The 19,812-nt window shown below is 62.1% G+C and carries 17 protein-coding genes; 7 read left to right on the top strand and 10 right to left on the bottom strand.

Translation table 11 applies throughout. The annotated features are described in order from the left end of the window. The first annotated feature begins 23 nt into the window (after positions 1–23). A complete protein-coding gene (locus tag IFJ82_RS05460) occupies positions 24–1,409 on the top strand; it encodes a peptidylprolyl isomerase (RefSeq protein WP_003620983.1) in 1,386 nt (461 codons plus the stop codon). A gap of 11 nt (positions 1,410–1,420) precedes the next feature. Continuing rightward, positions 1,421–2,278 (top strand): 16S rRNA (adenine(1518)-N(6)/adenine(1519)-N(6))-dimethyltransferase RsmA, encoded by an 858-nt coding sequence (rsmA, locus tag IFJ82_RS05455; protein ID WP_003620985.1) that lies wholly within the window; start codon positions 1,421–1,423, stop codon positions 2,276–2,278. Positions 2,279–2,703: 425 nt separating this feature from the next. On the opposite strand, the gene rplI is transcribed toward rsmA, so the two are convergent. From rplI to rpsF, 3 genes are read right to left on the bottom strand one after another with little or no spacing between them, the layout of a single operon-like run. Further along, entirely contained in the window at positions 2,704–3,303 is a 600-nt protein-coding gene (gene rplI, locus IFJ82_RS05450) for a 50S ribosomal protein L9 (protein ID WP_003620987.1), read from the bottom strand. Positions 3,304–3,316: 13 nt separating this feature from the next. Continuing rightward, positions 3,317–3,592 carry a 30S ribosomal protein S18 gene (rpsR, locus tag IFJ82_RS05445; RefSeq protein ID WP_003620989.1) on the bottom strand — a complete coding sequence of 92 codons (276 nt, stop codon included), beginning with the start codon at positions 3,590–3,592 and terminating at the stop codon, positions 3,317–3,319. A 6-nt stretch (positions 3,593–3,598) separates the two neighbouring features. Further along, positions 3,599–4,102, bottom strand: a complete 504-nt coding sequence (gene rpsF / locus IFJ82_RS05440) for a 30S ribosomal protein S6 (RefSeq protein ID WP_003620990.1) — start codon at positions 4,100–4,102, stop codon at positions 3,599–3,601. 346 nt (positions 4,103–4,448) lie between these two features. Between rpsF and IFJ82_RS05435 the strand changes: the two genes are divergently transcribed. Continuing rightward, positions 4,449–5,468, top strand: a complete 1,020-nt coding sequence (locus IFJ82_RS05435) for a glycosyltransferase (RefSeq protein ID WP_192265839.1) — start codon at positions 4,449–4,451, stop codon at positions 5,466–5,468. A 30-nt stretch (positions 5,469–5,498) separates the two neighbouring features. On the opposite strand, the gene IFJ82_RS05430 is transcribed toward IFJ82_RS05435, so the two are convergent. The 5 genes from IFJ82_RS05430 to IFJ82_RS05410 all read right to left on the bottom strand — a co-directional run bounded on the left by IFJ82_RS05430 (position 5,499) and on the right by IFJ82_RS05410 (position 11,503). Further along, positions 5,499–6,095: a hypothetical protein gene (locus IFJ82_RS05430; RefSeq protein WP_192265837.1), complete on the bottom strand. Its 597-nt coding sequence runs from the start codon at positions 6,093–6,095 to the stop codon at positions 5,499–5,501. A gap of 263 nt (positions 6,096–6,358) precedes the next feature. Continuing rightward, entirely contained in the window at positions 6,359–6,907 is a 549-nt protein-coding gene (locus tag IFJ82_RS05425) for a GNAT family N-acetyltransferase (protein ID WP_192266350.1), read from the bottom strand. A gap of 31 nt (positions 6,908–6,938) precedes the next feature. Then, positions 6,939–8,918 (bottom strand): RNA polymerase sigma factor RpoD, encoded by a 1,980-nt coding sequence (rpoD, locus tag IFJ82_RS05420; protein WP_003620998.1) that lies wholly within the window; start codon positions 8,916–8,918, stop codon positions 6,939–6,941. Between the two features lie 234 nt (positions 8,919–9,152). Beyond that, the gene (gene dnaG, locus IFJ82_RS05415) at positions 9,153–11,027 is read right to left on the bottom strand and encodes a DNA primase (protein ID WP_003621000.1); all 1,875 of its coding nucleotides are present in this window, start codon (positions 11,025–11,027) and stop codon (positions 9,153–9,155) included. Positions 11,028–11,041: 14 nt separating this feature from the next. Continuing rightward, complete coding sequence (locus tag IFJ82_RS05410; RefSeq protein WP_192265835.1) at positions 11,042–11,503, bottom strand: GatB/YqeY domain-containing protein; 462 nt, start codon at positions 11,501–11,503, stop codon at positions 11,042–11,044. Between the two features lie 154 nt (positions 11,504–11,657). Here IFJ82_RS05410 and carA point away from each other — a divergent pair, with 154 nt between their 5' ends. From carA to IFJ82_RS05390, 4 genes are all read left to right on the top strand, one after another. Beyond that, a complete protein-coding gene (gene carA, locus IFJ82_RS05405) occupies positions 11,658–13,058 on the top strand; it encodes a glutamine-hydrolyzing carbamoyl-phosphate synthase small subunit (protein ID WP_192265833.1) in 1,401 nt (466 codons plus the stop codon). Positions 13,059–13,071: 13 nt separating this feature from the next. Further along, positions 13,072–16,329 (top strand): carbamoyl-phosphate synthase large subunit, encoded by a 3,258-nt coding sequence (gene carB, locus IFJ82_RS05400; protein ID WP_192265827.1) that lies wholly within the window; start codon positions 13,072–13,074, stop codon positions 16,327–16,329. A gap of 132 nt (positions 16,330–16,461) precedes the next feature. Next, the gene (gene greA / locus IFJ82_RS05395; RefSeq protein WP_003621009.1) at positions 16,462–16,935 is read left to right on the top strand and encodes a transcription elongation factor GreA; all 474 of its coding nucleotides are present in this window, start codon (positions 16,462–16,464) and stop codon (positions 16,933–16,935) included. A gap of 10 nt (positions 16,936–16,945) precedes the next feature. Then, positions 16,946–18,142, top strand: coding sequence for a threonine ammonia-lyase (locus IFJ82_RS05390; protein WP_003621010.1), 1,197 nt, complete (start codon positions 16,946–16,948; stop codon positions 18,140–18,142). 532 nt (positions 18,143–18,674) lie between these two features. Here the strand turns inward: IFJ82_RS05390 and upp are convergent. After that, positions 18,675–19,322, bottom strand: a complete 648-nt coding sequence (gene upp, locus IFJ82_RS05385; protein WP_003621011.1) for a uracil phosphoribosyltransferase — start codon at positions 19,320–19,322, stop codon at positions 18,675–18,677. Beyond that, complete coding sequence (msrB, locus tag IFJ82_RS05380) at positions 19,319–19,729, bottom strand: peptide-methionine (R)-S-oxide reductase MsrB (protein ID WP_192265823.1); 411 nt, start codon at positions 19,727–19,729, stop codon at positions 19,319–19,321. Before msrB ends, upp begins: the two co-directional genes overlap by 4 nt. Between the last annotated feature and the right edge of the window lie 83 nt (positions 19,730–19,812).

Genomic DNA, 19,812 nt, shown 5'->3' with positions numbered 1-19,812 from the left:
TGATGCGTGAAAGATTGATCTGAATGCGTTGGTTTTCCGCCACCCCCGGCAGTGCTCCTTCCCGTCGTCCGGCCCGGCAGGCACGCAGGCTTGCACGCCTTGCCGGTGCGGGCCTGATGTCGGCGGCGATGGCCGTCACCGCCAGCGACCACGCCCATGCGGCCCGCCACAAGGCCACGGCCGAGGCGGCGGATACCGGACCACAGACCGAGGATTCGATCGTTGCCATCGTCAACGGTTCGGTCCTGACGAAACGCGACGTGGATACACGCGGGCGGCTGTTCGCGCTGTCATCGGGACTTGATGTCAGCAAGGACGTCATGGTCCGCCTGCGCCCGCAGATCGTGCGTCAGCTGATTGACGAACGCCTGCGCATGGAGGCGATGCTGGAACGACACATCAACGTGCCCGTGGCCCAGATTGCCGCCGCCATTTCCGGGATCGAGCAGCGTAACGGCATGCCCGAAAACTCCCTGCGCAACCGCCTTGCACAGGACAGCATTTCGCTGACGACCCTGATAGACCAGATCCGCGTGCAGGTGGGATGGTCGCAGGTACTGCGCATGGAAACGGGATCACGCGGGCGCATCACCGCGACCGAAATCCAGCAGCGCACCGACGCGCTGAAGCGCGAGGACGGCAAGCCGCAATACATGATCAGCGAGATCTTCGTCCCGGTCGAAGACCCCCATCATCCCGAAACCGAACTGAAATTCACCGAAACCATCATTCAGGAACTGCGTGAGGGCGCGCCGTTCCCGATCGTGGCCGCCCAGTTTTCACAAAGCCAGAGCGCCCTTGAAGGTGGCCTTCTGGGCTGGACGCAAGAAGACAGCCTTGACCCAGAAGTGGTGGAAGTCGCGCGCAAGATGCCCGATGGCGCGATTTCCAACCCCATCCGCGTCGCCGGTGGATACGTGATCGCGACCGTCAACAACCGCCGTACGGTCGGTCATGAAATGGCGACCATCCTGAACATCCACCAGGCGTTCCTGCCTTTCGACCAGCCACTTAATCCGCAGGACCCGAGCGACCAGCAGAAGCAGACCCTGCAGCAGGCCAGTGACCTTGCCGGGAAGGTCAAATCCTGTGACGAGATGGAAACCCTTAACAAGAAATTCGGTGAAAAACACCCGACCGACCCCGGTGAACTGCGTGTGGATCGCCTGAACCCGCAGATGCGCGAAGTGCTGGAGCATCTGCAACCCGGACAGGCAAGCCATCCGCTGGTGTCGATGGACGGGATCGCGCTGATCATGGTCTGCAAGCGTGAGGAGCGTAACGTCGCCCTGCAGACACCAAGCGAGATTGCCGACCAGTTGCTCAATGAACGTGTGGAACAGACCTCCCGGCAGCTTGACCGTGACCTGCATCGTCGCGCGGTCATCGACATGCGGTCCAAATCCTGATCGCCGTCGCAATGCCATCTTCCGTTTCCGGCCTGTCCACCCCGCATGAAAGCCTGCGCGACGTCATCGCACGCCACGGTCTGGATGCACGCAAGTCGTTGGGGCAGCACTTCCTGCTGGACCCCGGCATTACCGCACGCATCGCCAGCATGGCAGGCAGGCTGGATGATGTGAACGTGGTGGAGGTCGGGCCGGGTCCCGGCGGCCTGACGCGCGCGCTGCTTGATACACCCGCCACGAGTGTGAGCGTGGTCGAGGTCGATGCCCGCGCCATCGTCATCATGAACGAACTGGCTGCATCACATCCGGGTCGCCTGCATGTGGTGGAAGACGACGCCATGCGCCGCGACCTTGCCACCCTGTGCCCTGCCCCCCGCCAGATCGTGGCCAACCTGCCCTATAACGTTGGCACACCGCTGCTGGTTGGCTGGCTGCGGCAGGCGACGGAATGGGCACGCCTGACGCTGATGTTCCAGCTTGAGGTGGCAGAGCGTATCTGTGCCCCCCCGGATTCCGATCATTACGGGCGACTGGCGGTGCTGTCACAATGGGTTGCACGGTGTGGCATTGTCATGACCATTCCGCCAGGGGCATTTTCCCCACCGCCCAAGGTGCAGTCCGCCGTGGTGAACCTGATCCCGCATACCAAACAGCCCGCGCCCGCGCTGTTCCGCGCCATGGAACAGGTCACGGCCGCAGCCTTTGGGCAACGGCGCAAGATGCTGCGTGGCGCGCTGCGGGGTATCGGGGGGGAAGCCTTGCTGGAGGCTGCGGGCATTGCAGGCAACCGGCGTGCGGAAACGCTGGACATTGCCGACTTCGACCGGCTGGCCCATGCCCATCTGGAGCGCCTGTCCCCGGCCTCCTGACAGATCGCCGGTAAGAAATGAAATTTTGAGGCGCCCTCTTTTCAGAGACTGTTTGAAAACAGGCCGTTGATGCAAAATAAGAAAAGTTTTTGGGTGCTGCCTTTTTTCAAAAAGGCAGCGTCTTTCGAAGCTTTTTGGAAAAAGCTTCACCAAAAACCTTTATGATTTCAGTATGTTATCGAGGCTGACTTTTCAAAGATTTAAACACATCCTCACCAAAAAAATTGAATGATGGACGCTTCCGGAAAAAGCCCGACACCATGATTCCCAAAGGGTAATGCATGCCCTTTGGCATCCTTGGGCGGCAGGCCAAGACCCCTGAGAAGTCCCAGAAAAGACAGAAGGCCCGGTGGGACATTCCCACCGGGCCTTCATGCCTCTGAACATCCGGTCCATCACAAGGATGGACCGGCCTGCGCGCCAGATCAGGCGGCGGGATGTTCTTCCGTCGCGGCTGCAACGGCTTCTTCGGGGGCGGTTTCGGCTTCGACCGCTTCCTCGACAAAGCCGGAGGCATCATCATCGCGTTCGGCGCCGATGTCCTCACCACGTGCCTGACGTTCGGCTTCTTCTTCCGAACGGGCAACGTTCACGCTGACCTGCATCGACACTTCGGGATGCAGGGCGACGCGGACTTCATACACACCAAGCTGCTTGATCGGCTCCGGCAGGATAACCTGCGAGCGCGAAATCGTCAGGCCAGCCTTCGTCGTCGCTTCGGCAATGTCACGGGTGGTGACGGAGCCATACAGGCTTCCGCTGTCGCCTGCCTGACGGATCAGGATGACGGACAGGCCGTGCATACGCTCGGACAGGCGCTCGGCCTCCTCACGACGCTTGAGGTTCTGCGCCTCAAGCTGCACGCGCTCACGCTCGAAACGCTCGCGGTTATGTGCGTTGGCGCGGATCGCCTTGCCCTGCGGCAGGAGGAAGTTACGGGCATAACCCGGCTTCACCGTGACGATCTCGCCCATCTGGCCCAGCTTTTCGACGCGCTGGAGCAGGATGAGTTCTACTGCGGACATGGTTCTGCCTCCCTCAGCTTACGATATAGGGCAGCAGGGCCAGGAAACGGGCGCGCTTGATGGCCTGGGCCAGTTCGCGCTGCTTCTTGGCGGACACTGCCGTGATGCGGCTGGGGACGATCTTGCCACGCTCGGACAGGAAGCGGCTCAGCAGGCGCACGTCCTTGTAATCGATCTGCGGCGCGTTGGGGCCGGAGAACGGGCAGGACTTGCGACGACGGTAAAACGGACGACGCGCACCCACGGCCACGCGACGGGCGGCGGGATTGATCTCGGTTGTATCGGACATCAGCTCTTACTCCGCTTCGCTGCTGGCGGGGACGCCGGCATTGTTGCGCTGCTGTTCTTCACGCTCGTTGCGTGCGCGGAACTCTTCGCGATCGTCATAGCTGCGGCGGGGGGCACCGTTACCACCGCGACCGCTTTCGAAACGACCGGCAGGCTTCGGACCACGGAACCCGCGCTCACGCTCGTCACCCTTACGCGACAGGATCACGGACGGGGCCTCGTCGATTTCGTCGACACGCAGCATCAGCACGCGCAGGACGTCTTCGTTCAGGCTGAGCTGACGCTCGATTTCCTTGATGGCGGCAGGCGTCGCATCGAGGCCGAGGAGCATGTAGTGCCCCTTGCGGTTCTTCTTGATGCGGTATGCCAGGGTACGCAGACCCCAGTATTCACGCTTCTTGATCGAACCGGATTCAGCTTCCAGCACGGTTGCGATACCATCGGCGATGGTTTCGACCTGCTGCTGCGACACGTCATTACGTGCAATCAGCACGGTTTCATACAATGGCATGGGAACTCCCTTCGGATCTGTTCAACCCCTTTCGCAACGGACACGGTCCGTCACGCCATCATGCTGACGCATGACGCGGGTATAGCCGGGGACGATGCCACGCACCCGGCAGGGAAGGTGCGCCTTGAAGCACGATCATCACCCACAGACAAGGAAAAAAGCGCGGTTCCCCCAATATTCCCGCAACGACACCGCAAATGCCGCGCGTGCGTATGCACTACTTTGAAACAGTTTTTGAGAATTCTTCGCCTCTGCAGGTTCGTGTTTTCAACTATCCATGCAGAATACCCCGCCATGATGCCCCGCGCATCCTTCGTGCAGCCCACCACCCCAAAAGGAAGTCATCTTGCGAATACTGCATTGCATAATGACCCATGAATTCTCTGGCACCGAACGTTACGTGACCGAACTGGCGGCGATGCAGGCCCGTCATCACGATGTCTGCATACATGTCGCCCGCCGGACCGACGATCCCCTGACCGGCAGCGACATCGCCCCCCATATCGCAGCCCCGGTGCGCATGATCCGCGCGGGATATGGCGGGTATTGTGTCTCCTACCTCAAGACGCTGGGCAGTTTTCGGCCCGATGTCGTGCATACCCACCTTGGCAAGAGTACCTTCCGCCTTGGGCTGCTGCCGCGCCCACGCCGTGTCCCCCTTGTCGCCACCCTGCACAGCCGCTTTCGCAAACGCGCCTATAACCGCTGTGACGCGCTGATCTGCATCGCACGATGGCAGGAAGCCGAAATCCCACCCAGTTTCCGCGGCGCGCGGACCGTCATCGGCAACTGGACACATACACGCCCCCGCCCGACCCCGGCGGAGCGCCAGCGCATGCGCGCGCAATTTGGCATAGGGGACTCAACGTTCCTGATCGGCGCGGGCGGCAGGATGATCCCGAAGAAGGGGTTTGACATCCTGCTTCGCGCGTTTCAGCAGGCGGCACTGCCCGATGCGCGCCTGATCCTGTTTGGCGACGGGCCAGAGCGCGCACGGCTGGAGGCCATGGGGGGCGGGCATGTCATCTTCCCCGGCTTCCGCACCGATTTCCCGTCCGACCTTTACATGCTCGACGGTTTCGTCATGCCCTCCCTGCACGAAGCTTTCGGGCTTGCCCTGCTGGAGGCGATGTCGGCAGACCTGCCTGTCATCGCAACCGCGGCAGGCGGGGTGCTGGATATCCTTGACCCCTCCTCCCCATCACTTGTCCCACCCGGCGATGTCGCCGCCATGACGCAGGCCCTGCGCCATATGCATACACAGCAGGGGCCAGGACACTGGGACATGCAACGTTTCAACCCAGAACATCAGGCACAGCTGATCGAGGCGTTTTATAACCGCCTCCGGGCCGGAGCCTATGCCTGAGGCCGGGCATGATCCCCTACTGGCAAAAGGTCAGGTTGCGGCCGGGACCACCGGTTCGATCTCGGTAAAGCTGGGGGTGCCCCACGGAAACGTTTCCCGATCATAGCGATAGCCGCTCAGGCTGGCGGCGAAGTCGAGGGGCAGCCAGTACATGTAATGGGCCGTCACCCCATCGTGGTCAGCCTTCTGCTGTGCGGAAAACGCCGCCTTGCGCAAGGCGGTGAATTCAGGAGGCACGATACCGGCCACCTGAAGGTCAAGCGTGTCGCCCGCCTCCCCATCATGGAGGATGGACCATTTCAGTTCGCCCTGCTCGTAACATTCCACGCGACTGACATGCTCGCCTTCGTGGACGTCGCATGCGATCAGCATCCCATGAAGCGACAGGGCCTGACGCATGACGGCAGGCGGATTGCCAAGATTGTTGTAGCGGCAGACGATCCATTGGTCCGGCAGTTGCGCCATCGTAAAGTCAAATTGTCCGTGGGCATCCACATTGCCTGTATCACGCATACCAAGCGCCGACAGCAGACCTGCCTTGTCAACATCGCAAAACGAATAATAGGAAAAATTATATTCCACCCGACCATATCCCCTTTTCTTCAGGCGATATTGGTCGTGCAGCATGTCATAACAACAGCCATGCGAAAATAATTTTCCAATTACATTAACTATGATGATTTTTGGAAAGCAAGCTGTTGATAAACAAGAGCCAAAGCCTGATTACATCACCTTTCGGGCAATCGGCGGGGCGGCATTCCCTGATGTCCTTGCAGGCCGGGCTTTATCAACAGCCTGTATGATGCCACCTGGTTATCTGGCGCATCTGATCCAGCCCCCCTGCTGTTCATCCCATCCCCGCAGGGGCTGTCCTGCGGGGCGAAGACGATCTATGTCCGCAGGCTTACGGGCACAGACAGGCCGGCATGATCGGGAATGTCCCAGACTTCGCGCAAAACCCTTACGACACGGAATCCCGCCCGGATATAATTGGGAAGCGCCCGGGGATGGTCGGCGGAACAGGTATTGACCCGCAATGCGGCGGGACGTTGTCCCCATGCCGTGCGGATGGCCGCATGCAGGAAGGACAGCCCAACCCCACGTCCGATCCATTGGGGCAGAAGCCCGAAATAGGCCAGATTGATATCAGGGCATTGCCGTCCGTCCAGTTCGAAGAACCCGGCAACCTCCCCATGCTCACGCAGGATATAGACACCCACCGCCGGGTCATCCAGTACCCGCGCCAACTGGGTATCCGCCATCACACGCCGCAACCACCAGCAGTAATCCTGCCCGATGCGGTTATACAGATCGCGGTACAGCGATACGGCGGGATGAACCTCCCGCCGTATCTCATAACCATCAGGCAATGCAGGCACGGGACCGGGGGGCTGACGATCCATACACAGGAACGTCACATCCACCGCCACCCGCATCATCGCATCCCCCACGTCGCGTTCTGTGATGCGATCAGTTATCGTCAAGGAAAGAGCGAAGCTTGCGGCTGCGGCTGGGGTGCTTGAGCTTGCGCAGGGCCTTGGCCTCGATCTGGCGGATACGTTCGCGGGTCACATTGAACTGCTGGCCCACCTCCTCCAGCGTATGGTCGGTGTTCATGCCGATGCCAAAACGCATGCGCAGGACACGTTCCTCTCGTGGGGTCAGGGAGGACAGCACCCGTGTCGTCGCTTCACGCAGGTTCGTCTGGATCGCCGCATCCAGCGGGATGACCGCCGTCTTATCCTCGATGAAGTCACCAAGGTGGCTGTCTTCCTCGTCCCCGATGGGGGTTTCAAGGGAGATGGGCTCCTTGGCGATCTTGAGCACCTTGCGCACTTTTTCAAGCGGCATGCCCAGCTTTTCCGCCAGCTCTTCCGGTGCAGGCTCGCGCCCGATTTCATGCAGCATCTGGCGTGATGTACGCACCAGCTTGTTGATCGTCTCGATCATATGGACCGGAATACGGATCGTGCGCGCCTGATCGGCAATGGAACGCGTGATCGCCTGACGAATCCACCAGGTCGCATAGGTGGAGAACTTGTAGCCACGGCGATATTCGAATTTATCCACCGCCTTCATCAGGCCGATATTACCTTCCTGAATCAGGTCAAGGAACTGCAACCCGCGATTGGTGTATTTCTTGGCAATCGAAATCACCAGGCGCAGGTTCGCCTCGATCATTTCCTTCTTGGCCCGCGCGGAATCACGCTCGCCCCGCGACACGGTGGCATAGACGCGTCGGAATTCCCCGACAGGCAACCCCGTCTCCTGCGTCAGTTCCGCCACCTGCCCACGCAGGCGGATGACCGTTTCCATATGCTTGGCGACAAAGTTCTTCCACGCCTTGCCCGGCAGGGCCGAGACGACATCCACCCAGCCCGGGTCAAGTTCGCGCCCGCGATATTTCAGCAAGAAATCCTCGCGCGAGACCTTGGTGCTTTCGGCAAGACGCAACATCCGCCCTTCCAGCCCGTTAAGGCGCTGGAAGATGGCTTTCAGATGCTCCACCAGCACCTCGATGCGGGTGTTATGCAGATGGACCTGCTGCACCTTGCCCACCAGTTCGCAGCGCAACTGCTCATACGCGGCCTCCGCCTCGGCAGAGATTTCACCGCCGGATGTCAGCTTTTCAAGGCGCGTGGCCTGAAGTTCGTGCAGGCGGGCATACAGGGCCTCCACCTCCTCGAACTGTTCCAGGATCTCGGGCTTGAGCTTCTCTTCCAGCGCGGAAAGCGACAGGCCTGCCCCCTCGCCTTCGCCCTCGCCTTCCTCGGACTCCTCGTTATCGGTCGCGGAGTCGAAGCTGTCCTCGGACGCGGGCTCCTCGCCTTCTTCCGTTTCCTCGCCGGGACCGGCATTGCCGGACTGCATCGCCTCAAGGTCAACGATGTCACGCAGCAGCATTTCCCCGGCCTTGAGCCGTTCATGCCACGAGATGATGGCGCGGAACGTCAGCGGGCTTTCGCACAGGCCGCCAATCATTTCATCGCGCCCGGCCTCGATCCGCTTGGCGATCGCGATCTCCCCCTCGCGGGAGAGGAGTTCGACCGACCCCATTTCGCGCAGGTACATGCGCACCGGGTCATCGGTCCGGCCAAGGTTTTCGCTATCGACGTTGCCTGCGGCCGGTTCCTCGCTATCGCCCTCGGCAGGCTCCTCGCTCTTGGCTTCGGGCTCGGCCGCGGCGTCATCGGACTCGCTGTCGTTGTCTTCATTTTCGACAACCTGCATGCCCATCTCCGACAGGGCCGCCATGACGTCCTCGATCTGTTCGGACGACATCTGGTCCTGCGGCAGGACGGCATTCAGTTCGTCAAAGGTGATATAGCCCCGTTCCTTGCCACGCGCGATCAGCCTTTTGACGGCTCCGGACTGCGTATCCAGCAAGGTGGTGTCGTTGTCCTGATCACCCGAAGCTGCATCCGTTCCCGCGGCTGTCTTTGTCGCCATGCCCGATCAATCCCTACCCAGCAAATCTGTGGCCCGCCCGACCCGGGCGGAAACATCAAGGCTCCCCACATCGGGGGAACAGTGTCGCGTCCGCTGTTCCCGTTACACCGCGCATACGGCGAAAACAGGAATACGGCCATTATATCGCATACAGTTCTTTCGACAGGTGCAGGTGGTCGATTCACCCCCCGAAGTCAAGGGGCACGCCCTGATTTCCGCAAAAACACCGTCTCTTCATTGCGTATCGGGAATATCCCCGCCCCGCCGCAGCGACTCCAGCGTCAGCAGCCGGACACGCAGGCTTTCCCACTGTCGTTCATCAATCGGGCCCGTACTCATCCGCTCGGTATCAAGGCGGATATCGGCGGCGAAACGCTCCACATTCAAAAGCGCGTAAAAATGCCACCACTCCTGCCGTATATCCATCACCATCAGATCATCGCGTTCCTGCGCCGACAGTGGCAGGGGGTGCGACGACAGCACGCGTTCGCGCATGTCCGACAGGTTCGCCTCCCCTATGCGCGCACCCAACGCCTCCAGCAGCGCGGACGCATCGGCATTGCCATCCCCATCCGCCAGCATGTCGAGCATAACGGCCCGTAACGCCGACAGTTCAGGTGGCATGTCCAGGCGACAATATGCGTCCTGCACCTCCTCCAGCACCTCGGGATGACGCAGCAGAATGGCGGTCAGGATACGCATGCGCTCCATCGCCACCGATTGCGCATCAAGGTCCGGCGCCACCGGCAACACCCCCGCCAGCGATCGCGCCGCAGGCGCCGCGCCCTGCCCGCGCCCGCCACGGCCCGACATGGCGGGACGACGGCGGAAGGTGGCGAAAAAACGGTCCAGCAGGGTGGAACGGTATTCCGACGCCAGGGACTTGTCCGGGATCAGGCCCGCGGCCTCCACCAGACGCTGGCGCAGGGCCGCGCGCTGCTCCGGGCCGGGATCGCGCGTGCCCTCGCTCAGCAATCCGAACAGGACTTCGCTCAGCGGTCGCGCGCCCTCCACCAGCGCGGCCATCGCCGCCGTGCCGCGCTGACGCAACAGGCTGTCGGGGTCTTCCCCCTCCGGCAGGGTGCAAAAGCGCAGGGTCCGTTCGACATTGAGCAGTGGCAGCGCCGTTTCCGCCGCCTTCACCGCTGCGCGCTGCCCTGCGGCATCGCCATCGAAACACAGCACCGGCGCGGACGACACCTGCCACAGCGCCTCCATCTGCTCCGGCGTCAGCGCCGTGCCCAGGGGGGCAACAGCACCGGTAAAGCCCGCCTGGTGCAGGGCGATGACATCCATATACCCCTCCACCACCAGCAGTTCGGGGGCCGGGGCCGCATGCCCCCCGCCACGGGGCGCCCGCACCGCGGCACGGGCGCGGTCAAGGCCGAACAGGACGCGACGCTTGGAAAAAATCGCGGTTTCCGGGCCATTGAGGTATTTGGGCTGCCCATCGCCAAGGATACGCCCGCCAAAGGATACCAGCCGCCCGCGCCGGTCATGGATGGGAAACGTCACGCGGTTGAAGAACAGCTCGCCTTTCGGCTGCCCATGTTCATCCACGCGCATCAGGCCTGCCTGCGCCAGCAGGGGCGCCGTGATGTCCTGCGCCGCAAGCTCCGCCACCAGCCCCCCGCGCCCGTCACCGGACCAGCCCAGGCCAAACGCCGCAATCGTCTCGTCCGTCAGGCCACGACCACGCAGATAGGCCAGCCCCTCGCGTCCCTCGTTCCGGTGCAGGCGCAACCGCCAGGCCTGCTGCACCGCCTCCAGCACGTCACCCAGCGTGCGCGCCTCGCGCTGGGCCTCGCGCTGGGTGCGATCCATGCGCGGCATCTCCAGCCCGGCCGCGGTGGCAAGTTCCTCCACCGCCTCAGGGAAGGAACGGCCCTCGCTTTGCATGACAAAGGAGATCACATCGCCATGCACCCCACAGCCGAAGCAGTGGAAATGATCGTCATAGACATAGAATGATGGCGTCTTTTCCCCGTGGAAGGGGCAGCATGCCTTCCAGTTCCGGCCCGAACGCACGAGCTTCGTGCGCCGCCCGATCACCGATGTGATCGGGGTGCGCGCACGCAGTTCATCAAGGAACGCGGGGTCGAACGCCATGGATGGCTATGCCTTCAGCGTGCGGACAGCACAGACTTGACCACCGAACTTGCGATCGCGGCATCAAGCGCACTGCCGAACTGCGTCTTCAGCGCCGCCATGACACGGCCCATATCCTTCATGGAGGTCGCATCCGTGCGTTCGATCGCCTCACGCGCGGCCGCCTCGATCGTCGCTTCGTCAAGGTCGGCGGGCAGATAGGTACGGATCAGCGCGATTTCCGCCTCTTCCTTTTCCGCAAGCTCGGGGCGACCGCCCTGCAGGTACATCGCCACGGATTCCGTGCGTGACTTGACCATGCCCCGCAATGCGCCGATCACGGCATCATCGCTTACCTGGTCTTCGCCTTTCGCACGCCCTGCGATATCGAGGTCTTTCAGCTTTGCCGTAATCATGCGGATCGTGCCGACACGTTCGCTCTGCCCTGCCTTCATGGCGGTCTTGAGGTCTTCGGTGAAACGTGCGCGCAAGGACATTGTTCAAACTCCTGTTGATGATGGGGGACACGGGAACAGCCGCCCCTTGCGGGAATGTTTTTCCCACTCCCTTCAGAACGAAATGGGGCGGAATTTTCTTCCCATCCCCTTCGTCCGCTGATAGGGAATAGACCCGGAAGGGACAATCATCCAGATGCCGATGCCAATAGAAGATATCATAAAACGCCTTGGTGGCCCCGAACAGGCTGCGCGCCTGACGGGCGTCAGCACCGAGGCCGTGCGCAAATGGCGACAGGCCCGCGCCATCCCGCCAAAGCACTGGACCGTTGTGCTGCGTGAAACCGGGCTGTCCCTGTCCGACCTGCAACCCGCCACAGAATCCGACAGACCGGAGCCCCCCATGACCGCGCCCTCCCCGACCATCCCGGCCGAGCGCCCCCCCGCCGCGACCGCCGCCCTGATCCTGGCCGATGGCACCGTCCTGTGGGGACGCGGCTTTGGCGCGCATGGCGAAGCCGCGTCCGCAATCGGGGAAATCTGCTTCTCCACCGGCATGACGGGCTATCAGGAAACCCTGACGGACCCGTCCTTTGCGGGGCAGGTCATCACCTTCACCTTCCCCCATATCGGCAATGTCGGCACCACGCCCGAAGATGACGAGGCCGCGCGCATCGCCGCGCGCGCCCTGGTGGTCAAGGAAGACCTGACCGCGCCTGCGAACTGGCGTTCGGCGGAATCGCTTGATGCCTGGCTGAAGGCACGCGCCATCCCGGGCATCTGCGGCATCGACACCCGCGCGATCACACGCCGCATCCGTGATGGCGGCCCGCAAACGGCCATCGTCGCCTATCCCGCCGACGGCAACATCGACATTGCCGCCCTGCAGGCCCAGGCCCGCGCATGGCCGGGGCTGGAGGGCATGGACCTGGCCCGCGAAGTCACCTGCACGCAGGCCTATGCCTGGGACGAAGGTGTATGGCAGTGGCCGCACGGCACCACGCCCCTGCCCGCAAAGCGCCGCCGCGTCGTCGCCGTCGATTACGGGGCAAAGCGCAACATCCTGCGCTGCCTGACCTCTGCCGGGTGCGAGGTCATCGTCGTGCCCGCCACCGCCACGGCCGAAGATATCCTGTCGCACGACCCGGCGGGGGTGTTCCTGTCCAATGGCCCGGGCGACCCGGCGGCCACCGCGTCCTATGCCGTCCCGGCAATCCGCGGCGTGCTTGACGCGGGCAAGCCGGTGTTCGGCATCTGCCTTGGTCATCAGCTGCTTGCCCTGACGCTGGGGGCAAAGACCTATAAGCTGGAGCGTGGGCATCGCGGCGCAAACCAGCCCGTCAAGGACCTCGCGACGGGCAAGGTGGAAATCACCAGCCAGAACCACGGTTTCGCGGTCGATGACAAATCCCTGCCCGGGGGCGTGCGCGCAACGCATATCAGCCTGTTCGATGGATCGAACGAAGGTATCGCCTCCGACCGCCATCCCGCGTTTTCGGTGCAGTACCATCCCGAATCCAGCCCTGGCCCATCGGACAGCCGTTACCTGTTCGACCGTTTCGTCGCCCTGATCGACTCCCTTTCCCACACCGCCTGAAAGCCGTATCGACATGCCCAAACGGACAGATATCAGCTCCATCCTGATTATCGGCGCAGGCCCGATCGTGATCGGCCAGGCGTGCGAATTCGACTATTCCGGCGCGCAGGCCTGCAAGGCGCTGAAGGAAGAGGGTTATCGCGTCATCCTCGTCAATTCCAACCCGGCGACGATCATGACCGACCCGGGCCTTGCGGATGCGACCTATATCGAACCGATCACCCCGGAATTCGTCGAACGCATCATCGCGCGTGAAAAGCCCGACGCCATATTGCCGACCATGGGCGGGCAGACCGCGCTGAACACTGCCATGGCGCTCGACAAGTCAGGCTTCCTCAAGACGCATAATGTCGAGCTGATCGGCGCGAATGCCGAGGTGATCGACCGTGCCGAGGACCGGCAGAAATTCCGCGAGGCCATGGACGCCATCGGCATCGAAAGCCCACGCAGCGTCATCGCCCATACCCTGGCCGAAGCGCGTGAAGCCCTGAAGCAGGTGGGCCTGCCGTCGGTCATCCGCCCGTCCTTTACCATGGGCGGTTCGGGCGGGGGCATCGCCTATAACCGCGAGGAATTCGACCGCATCGTTACCTCCGGCCTTGATGCGTCCCCCACGACCGAGGTGCTGATCGAGGAATCCGTCCTCGGCTGGAAAGAATACGAGATGGAGGTCGTGCGCGACACGGCCGACAACTGCATCATCATCTGCTCCATCGAAAATATCGACCCGATGGGCGTGCATACGGGCGATTCCATCACCGTGGCCCCGGCGCTGACGCTGACGGACAAGGAATATCAGCGCATGCGCGACGCTTCGCTGGCGTGCCTGCGCAAGATCGGGGTGGAAACCGGCGGGTCGAACGTGCAGTTCGGCATCAATCCCGCCGATGGCCGCATGGTCGTGATCGAAATGAACCCCCGCGTCTCGCGCTCTTCCGCGCTGGCGTCCAAGGCAACGGGCTTCCCCATCGCCAAGATCGCGGCGAAGCTTGCGGTGGGCTATACGCTCGACGAACTTGCCAACGATATCACCGGCGGCAGCACCCCGGCCTCGTTCGAGCCGACGATTGATTACGTCGTCGTCAAGATCCCCCGTTTCACGTTCGAAAAATTCCCCGGCACCCCGGCCCTGCTGTCCACAAGCATGAAGTCCGTGGGCGAGGCGATGGCCATTGGCCGCTCCTTCCCCGAAGCGATGCAAAAGGGCCTGCGTTCGATGGAAATCGGGCTTGCCGGCCTCGACCCCGTGGACGCGCCGGGCGATGGCGGGCCGGACGCTTTCCGCGCCGCCCTGTCGCAGCCGCGCCCCGAACGCATCCTGATGGCGGCGCAGGCCCTGCGCGCGGGCCTGAGTGTCGAAGACATCCACGATGCCTGCAAGTTCGAACCATGGTTCCTGCGTGAACTGCAAAAAATCATCGCAGCCGAACATGCCGTCGTGCGTGACGGCCTGCCGCGTGACGCGGACCGGATGCGTGCGCTTAAAAGCCTTGGTTTCTCTGACGTGCAGCTCGGTCGGCTGTCGGGCACGTCAGCGGCAGAAATCCTCGAACTGCGCACGCGCCTGGGCGTAAATCCGGTTTACAAGCGGATCGACACCTGCGCGGGCGAGTTCGCGTCCCCCACGCCGTATATGTATTCCACATACGAAGGGGGCTTTGGCACGCCTGAATGCGAAAGCGACCCGACCGACCGCCGCAAGATCGTCATCCTTGGCGGTGGCCCCAACCGCATCGGACAGGGGATCGAATTCGATTATTGCTGTGTGCATGCGGCCTATGCCCTGCGCGAAGCAGGGTTCGAGACCATCATGGTCAACTGTAACCCCGAAACCGTATCCACCGATTACGACACGTCCGACCGGCTGTATTTCGAACCCCTGACGGCCGAGGACGTGATTGCCCTGATCCGTCGCGAACAGGAAAATGGCACGGTCCTGGGCTGCATCGTGCAATATGGTGGCCAGACGCCGCTGAAGCTGTCGCATGCGCTGGAGATGGCGGGCATCGCGCTGCTTGGCACGCCTGCTGATGCGATCGACAGGGCGGAGGACCGCGAACGTTTCCAGGCGATGCTGCACAAGGTTGGCCTGCGCCAGCCCGAAAACGGCATAGCGCGCTCCCCGACCGAGGCCGAGGACGTGGCTGACCGGATCGGGTACCCCGTCGTGGTACGCCCCTCCTACGTGCTTGGCGGACGGGCGATGGAAATCGTGCATGACCGCGCCAGCCTGCAACGCTACATGCGCGTCGCCCTCCAGCTTGCGGGGCATGACGTGGCGTCCGGGCCGGTCCTGATCGACCGTTACCTCAATGACGCGATCGAGGCCGATGTGGACTGCATCGCCGATGGCACCGATGTCTATGTCGCCGGTGTGATGGAACATATCGAGGAAGCAGGCATCCATTCGGGTGACAGTGCGTGTTCGCTGCCGCCCTATACCCTGTCGCCCGCCATCGTCACCGAACTGAAGGCACAGACGGAGGCCATGGCACGCGAACTGGGCATTGTCGGGCTGATGAACGTGCAGTACGCGATCAAGGGCCACGACATCTTCGTGCTGGAGGTCAATCCCCGCGCGTCGCGCACCGTGCCATTCGTCGCCAAGGCCACGGGCGTGCCCGTCGCCAAGATCGGCGCGCGCGTCATGGCGGGTGCCCGCCTGTCGGAATTCCGCCTTGATGACCAGGCGGTGGCCCCGCATGTCGCGGTGAAGGAAGCGGTGTTCCCGTTCAACCGTTTCCCTGATGTCGATACGATCCTCGGGCCGGAAATGCGCTCCACCGGGGAGGTCATGGGCCTTGATGCCTCCTTCGAGCGTGCGTTCGCCAAGTCGCAGCTTGCCGCCGGTGTGCGCCTGCCCCTGTCGGGGGAAGTGTTCGTGTCGGTGCGCGACAGTGACAAGGCCGCCGTCAAATCGCTGGGCCGTCGCCTGGCGGATATGGGGTTCAATGTGGTCGCGACACGCGGCACCGCCCAATGCCTGCGCGAAGCCGGGGTGGAGGTGCGCGTGATCAACAAGGTGCTGGAGGGACGTCCCAACTGCGTCGATGCGATCCGTTCGGGCGAAATCCAGATGGTCATCAACACCGCACAGGGCGCGCAGGCGGTGGCCGACAGCTTTGACATCCGCCGTTCCGCCCTGACGCATGGCATCCCGCATTACACCACCATCGCGGGCGCACGGGCCGCAACCTATGCGATTGCCGCGATGCGTGATGGAGTTCTTGAAGTCGCGCCACTTCAATCCTATTTTAAAGGATCGTACTGAACGCCATGCATGCCCCTGCCATCCCGTCGGCCCACGGCCGTGCGGGTGGCGGGGGTCGTTTCATGCGGGCGTCCGCCATGACCACACCATCCGTCAGCCTCTAACGCTGACATTCACCCCCGGGGATACACCTTGCAGAAATTTCCGATGACAGGCCCAGGCCTGCAACGGCTCGAAGATGAACTTCGCAAGCTCAAGAGTGAAGAACGCCCGGCCATCATACGGGCCATCGCCGAGGCACGCAGCCACGGCGACCTGTCGGAAAATGCCGAATACCACGCGGCACGCGAACGCCAGTCCTTTACCGAAGGCCGTATCCTCGAACTTGAGGAAATCGTCTCCTCGGCAGAGGTGATCGACCCGGCATCCCTGTCCGGCGACCAGGTGAAATTCGGCGCGCGCGTTCACCTTGTGGACGAGGAAACCGACAAGGAAGCGACGTACCAGATCGTTGGCGTGTATGAAGCCGACATCAAGCAGGGGCTGCTTTCGGTTTCCTCACCGCTGGCCAAGTCACTGATCGGCAAGAGCGTGGGCGACACCGTGTCCGTTCCCGCCCCCGGCGGCGACCGCACTTATGAAATACTGGCCGTCACGTACGGCTGAGGCGAAAAACGTGATCACATTCGACGATATCCGCGCCGCCGCACGGCGGATCGAGGGACGCGTCCTGCGCACCCCGACCCTTCCGTCGCAGGCGCTTTCGCGGGCGACGGGCGCGGAGATCGTGCTCAAACTCGACAACCTGCAGGCCGTGGGCTCCTTCAAGGAACGCGGCGCGGCCAACAAGCTCGCACTCCTTGACGAGAGCGAGCGCAGGCGTGGCGTGATCACGGTATCCGCCGGAAACCATGCACAGGGCGTGGCGCGACACGCATCCCTGCTGGGGATCGACGCGGTGATCGTCATGCCGCGCTTCACCCCGGTGGCCAAGGTCACACGCACCGCCGCGTGGGGGGCGCGTGTCGTCCTGCATGGCGACAATTTCGCCGAAGCAACAGCACACGCCAATGAACTGTGCGAACGTGAAGGCCGGGTGTTCGTCCATCCCTATGACGACCCGGAGGTCATGGCCGGACAGGGCACCTTTGCGCTGGAACTTCTTGAAGATGCCGGCGAACTTGAAAGCTTCGTGTGCCCTATCGGCGGTGGCGGGCTGCTGTCGGGCTGTGCGGTCACGGCATGCGCACTGCGTCCGGGCATGGACATCATCGGCGTGCAGGTGGAAAATTATTCCTCGCTCTCCGGCTTTCCCGGCGATGAGGTGCTTCCCCCCGGTGGCCCGACCATTGCCGAGGGGATAGCGGTGCTCAAGGTCGGGCGGCAACCGCTGGAGGTGTTGCGCGAACACGTTTCCACCGTGTTGACGGTCCGGGAAAGCGCAATTGAAACCGCGATCACCCTGATGGCCGAAGGCGCCAAGCAGGTGAGCGAGGGCGCGGGCGCCACCGCGCTGGCCGCCGTGCTGACCTATCCCGAACTGTTCCGGGGCAAGCGGGTCGCGCTGCCGATCACGGGTGGCAATATCGACAGCCGCATCCTTGCCAACACATTGCTGCGCTCTCTCCTGCGCGATGGGCGGCTTTTGTGCCTGAAAATGGAGATTCCCGACCGTCCGGGCGTGCTGGCCGATATTTCGCGCAGGATTGGTGATGCGGGCGGCAACATCATCGAGGTCTCGCACCAGCGCCTGTTCACGACGCCAAGCGTGCAGGCGGCCGAACTGGAGGTCATGATCGAGGCCCGCGACCCCGAACATTCCCGCGCTCTGGAAGCCGAATTATCAAAAACCTATATCGTGCGTCGCGCCTGAACGATTGCGAACAGACCAAGGTTTTTTTGAATGCCGCCCCGCCACCTTGGCAAGGGCGGCATTTTTTTTGAAACAGCAGGCCCAGCCCCCCATACGAGGTTGTTTAAAAAGTCAGGATCAATGACATCCTGAAATTATAAAGGTTTTTTGTGAGTTTTTTCGTAAAAGCTTCAGAAGACGCCGCCTTTTTGAAAAAAGGCGGCACCCAAAAACTTTTCTTTTTTAGCAATGCGTTGTTTTCAAACAATCTCTCAGGCCAATAAAAATGTCGGTGCAGCTTTGAGACTATTTGAAAAGGTAAGTCCTATAAAATATCGAAACCATAAAAGTTTTTGGTGAAGCTTTTTTCCAAAAAGCTTCGAAAGACATTGCCTTTTTCGATTGAAAGGCAACACCAGAAATCTTTTTCTATTATTTATCAACGGGGTCTTTCAAACGGTTTGCAGAGACTTTTTGACAGCCGCCCAATGCGCCAGCCCCCTCCTGTCATGTCGGGACAGGTTATGTTGGAACAGGGGCCGGGCATCGTTTCTTATTTCGTACCGAACAGGCGATCCCCTGCATCCCCCAGGCCCGGCCGGATATAGCCATGATCGTCAAGTTCGCGGTCGATTGCGCATGTGACGATCCGCACATCGGGATGTGCCGCGCGCAGGCAGGCGATACCCTGTGGTGCGGCAAGCAGGCAGACAAACACGATCGTATCCGCCCCCGCCTGTTTCAGGCGCGCAATGGCGGCGGCGGCACTATGGCCCGTCGCCAGCATCGGGTCGACCACGATGCAGACACGCCGCCCGATATCATCAGGCAGCTTGAGGTAATATTCCACCGGCTCCAGCGTATCGGGATCGCGGAACAGGCCGATATGACCGATACGCGCCGATGGCACGAGGTCGAGCATCCCATCCAGTATCCCGTTCCCCGCCCGCAGGATGGAGACAAGACAGAGTTTCTTGCCCGCAAGGCGGGGTGCCTGCATGCGCTCCAGCGGGGTTTCGATTTCCACGTCCTCCAGCGGCAGGTCGCGCATCGCCTCATACCCCAGCAGGACGCTGAGTTCGCGCGCCAGGGTGCGGAACTCCCCCGTAGAAGTCCGTACGTCACGCATCAGCGTCAGCTTGTGCTGCGCCAGCGGGTGCGTGACGATTACGATTCCGGGATCATGTGCGAAATCCGTCATGCCCCCACCCCACCATCACGCGCAACGAATTGCAGTACGATGCCGTTCATGCAGTAACGCAGCCCGGTGGGCGGCGGCCCGTCGGGAAAGACATGGCCCAGATGGCCATTGCACCGCGCGCAATGAACCTCTGTCCGGGTCATGCCATGGCTGGTGTCGGTGGTCGTTGCAACCGCGCCGGGCAATGACTGCATAAAGGAGGGCCAGCCGCTGCCGCTGTCATACTTGGCCGTTGAGGAAAAAAGCGGCGCACCACATCCCGCACAGCGATATTCACCGGGACGTTTTTCATCGTTCAGCGGGCTGGAACCCGGCCGTTCGGTCCCGTGTTCACGCAGGACATGCACCTGTTCCGGGGTCAGGCCACCACAGCCTCCCGGGCTGCGCTGTGTCTGGTCCATCGTCATTTTCCTTTCATAATGCCATCGGCAGGCATTCCGCACGGAAGTCATTTAGGGCATTATGGGCGACAAAATAAGGGAGAGGAACA

The sequence above is a fragment of the Novacetimonas hansenii genome (genome assembly GCF_014843995.1).
Taxonomy (GTDB): Bacteria; Pseudomonadota; Alphaproteobacteria; order Acetobacterales; family Acetobacteraceae; genus Novacetimonas; species Novacetimonas hansenii.
The sequence above is the reverse complement of the archived record's forward strand: the minus strand, read 5'-3'. Positions and strand labels throughout refer to the sequence as shown.

What these genes read in the sequence shown, in the direction of transcription:
- carA (WP_192265833.1), top strand. Translation starts at nt 11,658, where the DNA reads ATGCCGATGCCAATAGAAGATATCATAAAACGCCTTGGTGGCCCCGAA.
- upp (WP_003621011.1), bottom strand. Translation starts at nt 19,322, where the DNA reads ATGACGGATTTCGCACATGATCCCGGAATCGTAATCGTCACGCACCCG.
- IFJ82_RS05430 (WP_192265837.1), bottom strand. Translation starts at nt 6,095, where the DNA reads ATGCTGCACGACCAATATCGCCTGAAGAAAAGGGGATATGGTCGGGTG.
- rpsR (WP_003620989.1), bottom strand. Translation starts at nt 3,592, where the DNA reads ATGTCCGATACAACCGAGATCAATCCCGCCGCCCGTCGCGTGGCCGTG.
- rpoD (WP_003620998.1), bottom strand. Translation starts at nt 8,918, where the DNA reads ATGGCGACAAAGACAGCCGCGGGAACGGATGCAGCTTCGGGTGATCAG.
- rplI (WP_003620987.1), bottom strand. Translation starts at nt 3,303, where the DNA reads ATGTCCGCAGTAGAACTCATCCTGCTCCAGCGCGTCGAAAAGCTGGGC.
- IFJ82_RS05425 (WP_192266350.1), bottom strand. Translation starts at nt 6,907, where the DNA reads ATGATGCGGGTGGCGGTGGATGTGACGTTCCTGTGTATGGATCGTCAG.
- rsmA (WP_003620985.1), top strand. Translation starts at nt 1,421, where the DNA reads ATGCCATCTTCCGTTTCCGGCCTGTCCACCCCGCATGAAAGCCTGCGC.
- dnaG (WP_003621000.1), bottom strand. Translation starts at nt 11,027, where the DNA reads ATGGCGTTCGACCCCGCGTTCCTTGATGAACTGCGTGCGCGCACCCCG.
- carB (WP_192265827.1), top strand. Translation starts at nt 13,072, where the DNA reads ATGCCCAAACGGACAGATATCAGCTCCATCCTGATTATCGGCGCAGGC.
- IFJ82_RS05410 (WP_192265835.1), bottom strand. Translation starts at nt 11,503, where the DNA reads ATGTCCTTGCGCGCACGTTTCACCGAAGACCTCAAGACCGCCATGAAG.
- IFJ82_RS05460 (WP_003620983.1), top strand. Translation starts at nt 24, where the DNA reads ATGCGTTGGTTTTCCGCCACCCCCGGCAGTGCTCCTTCCCGTCGTCCG.
- rpsF (WP_003620990.1), bottom strand. Translation starts at nt 4,102, where the DNA reads ATGCCATTGTATGAAACCGTGCTGATTGCACGTAATGACGTGTCGCAG.
- msrB (WP_192265823.1), bottom strand. Translation starts at nt 19,729, where the DNA reads ATGACGATGGACCAGACACAGCGCAGCCCGGGAGGCTGTGGTGGCCTG.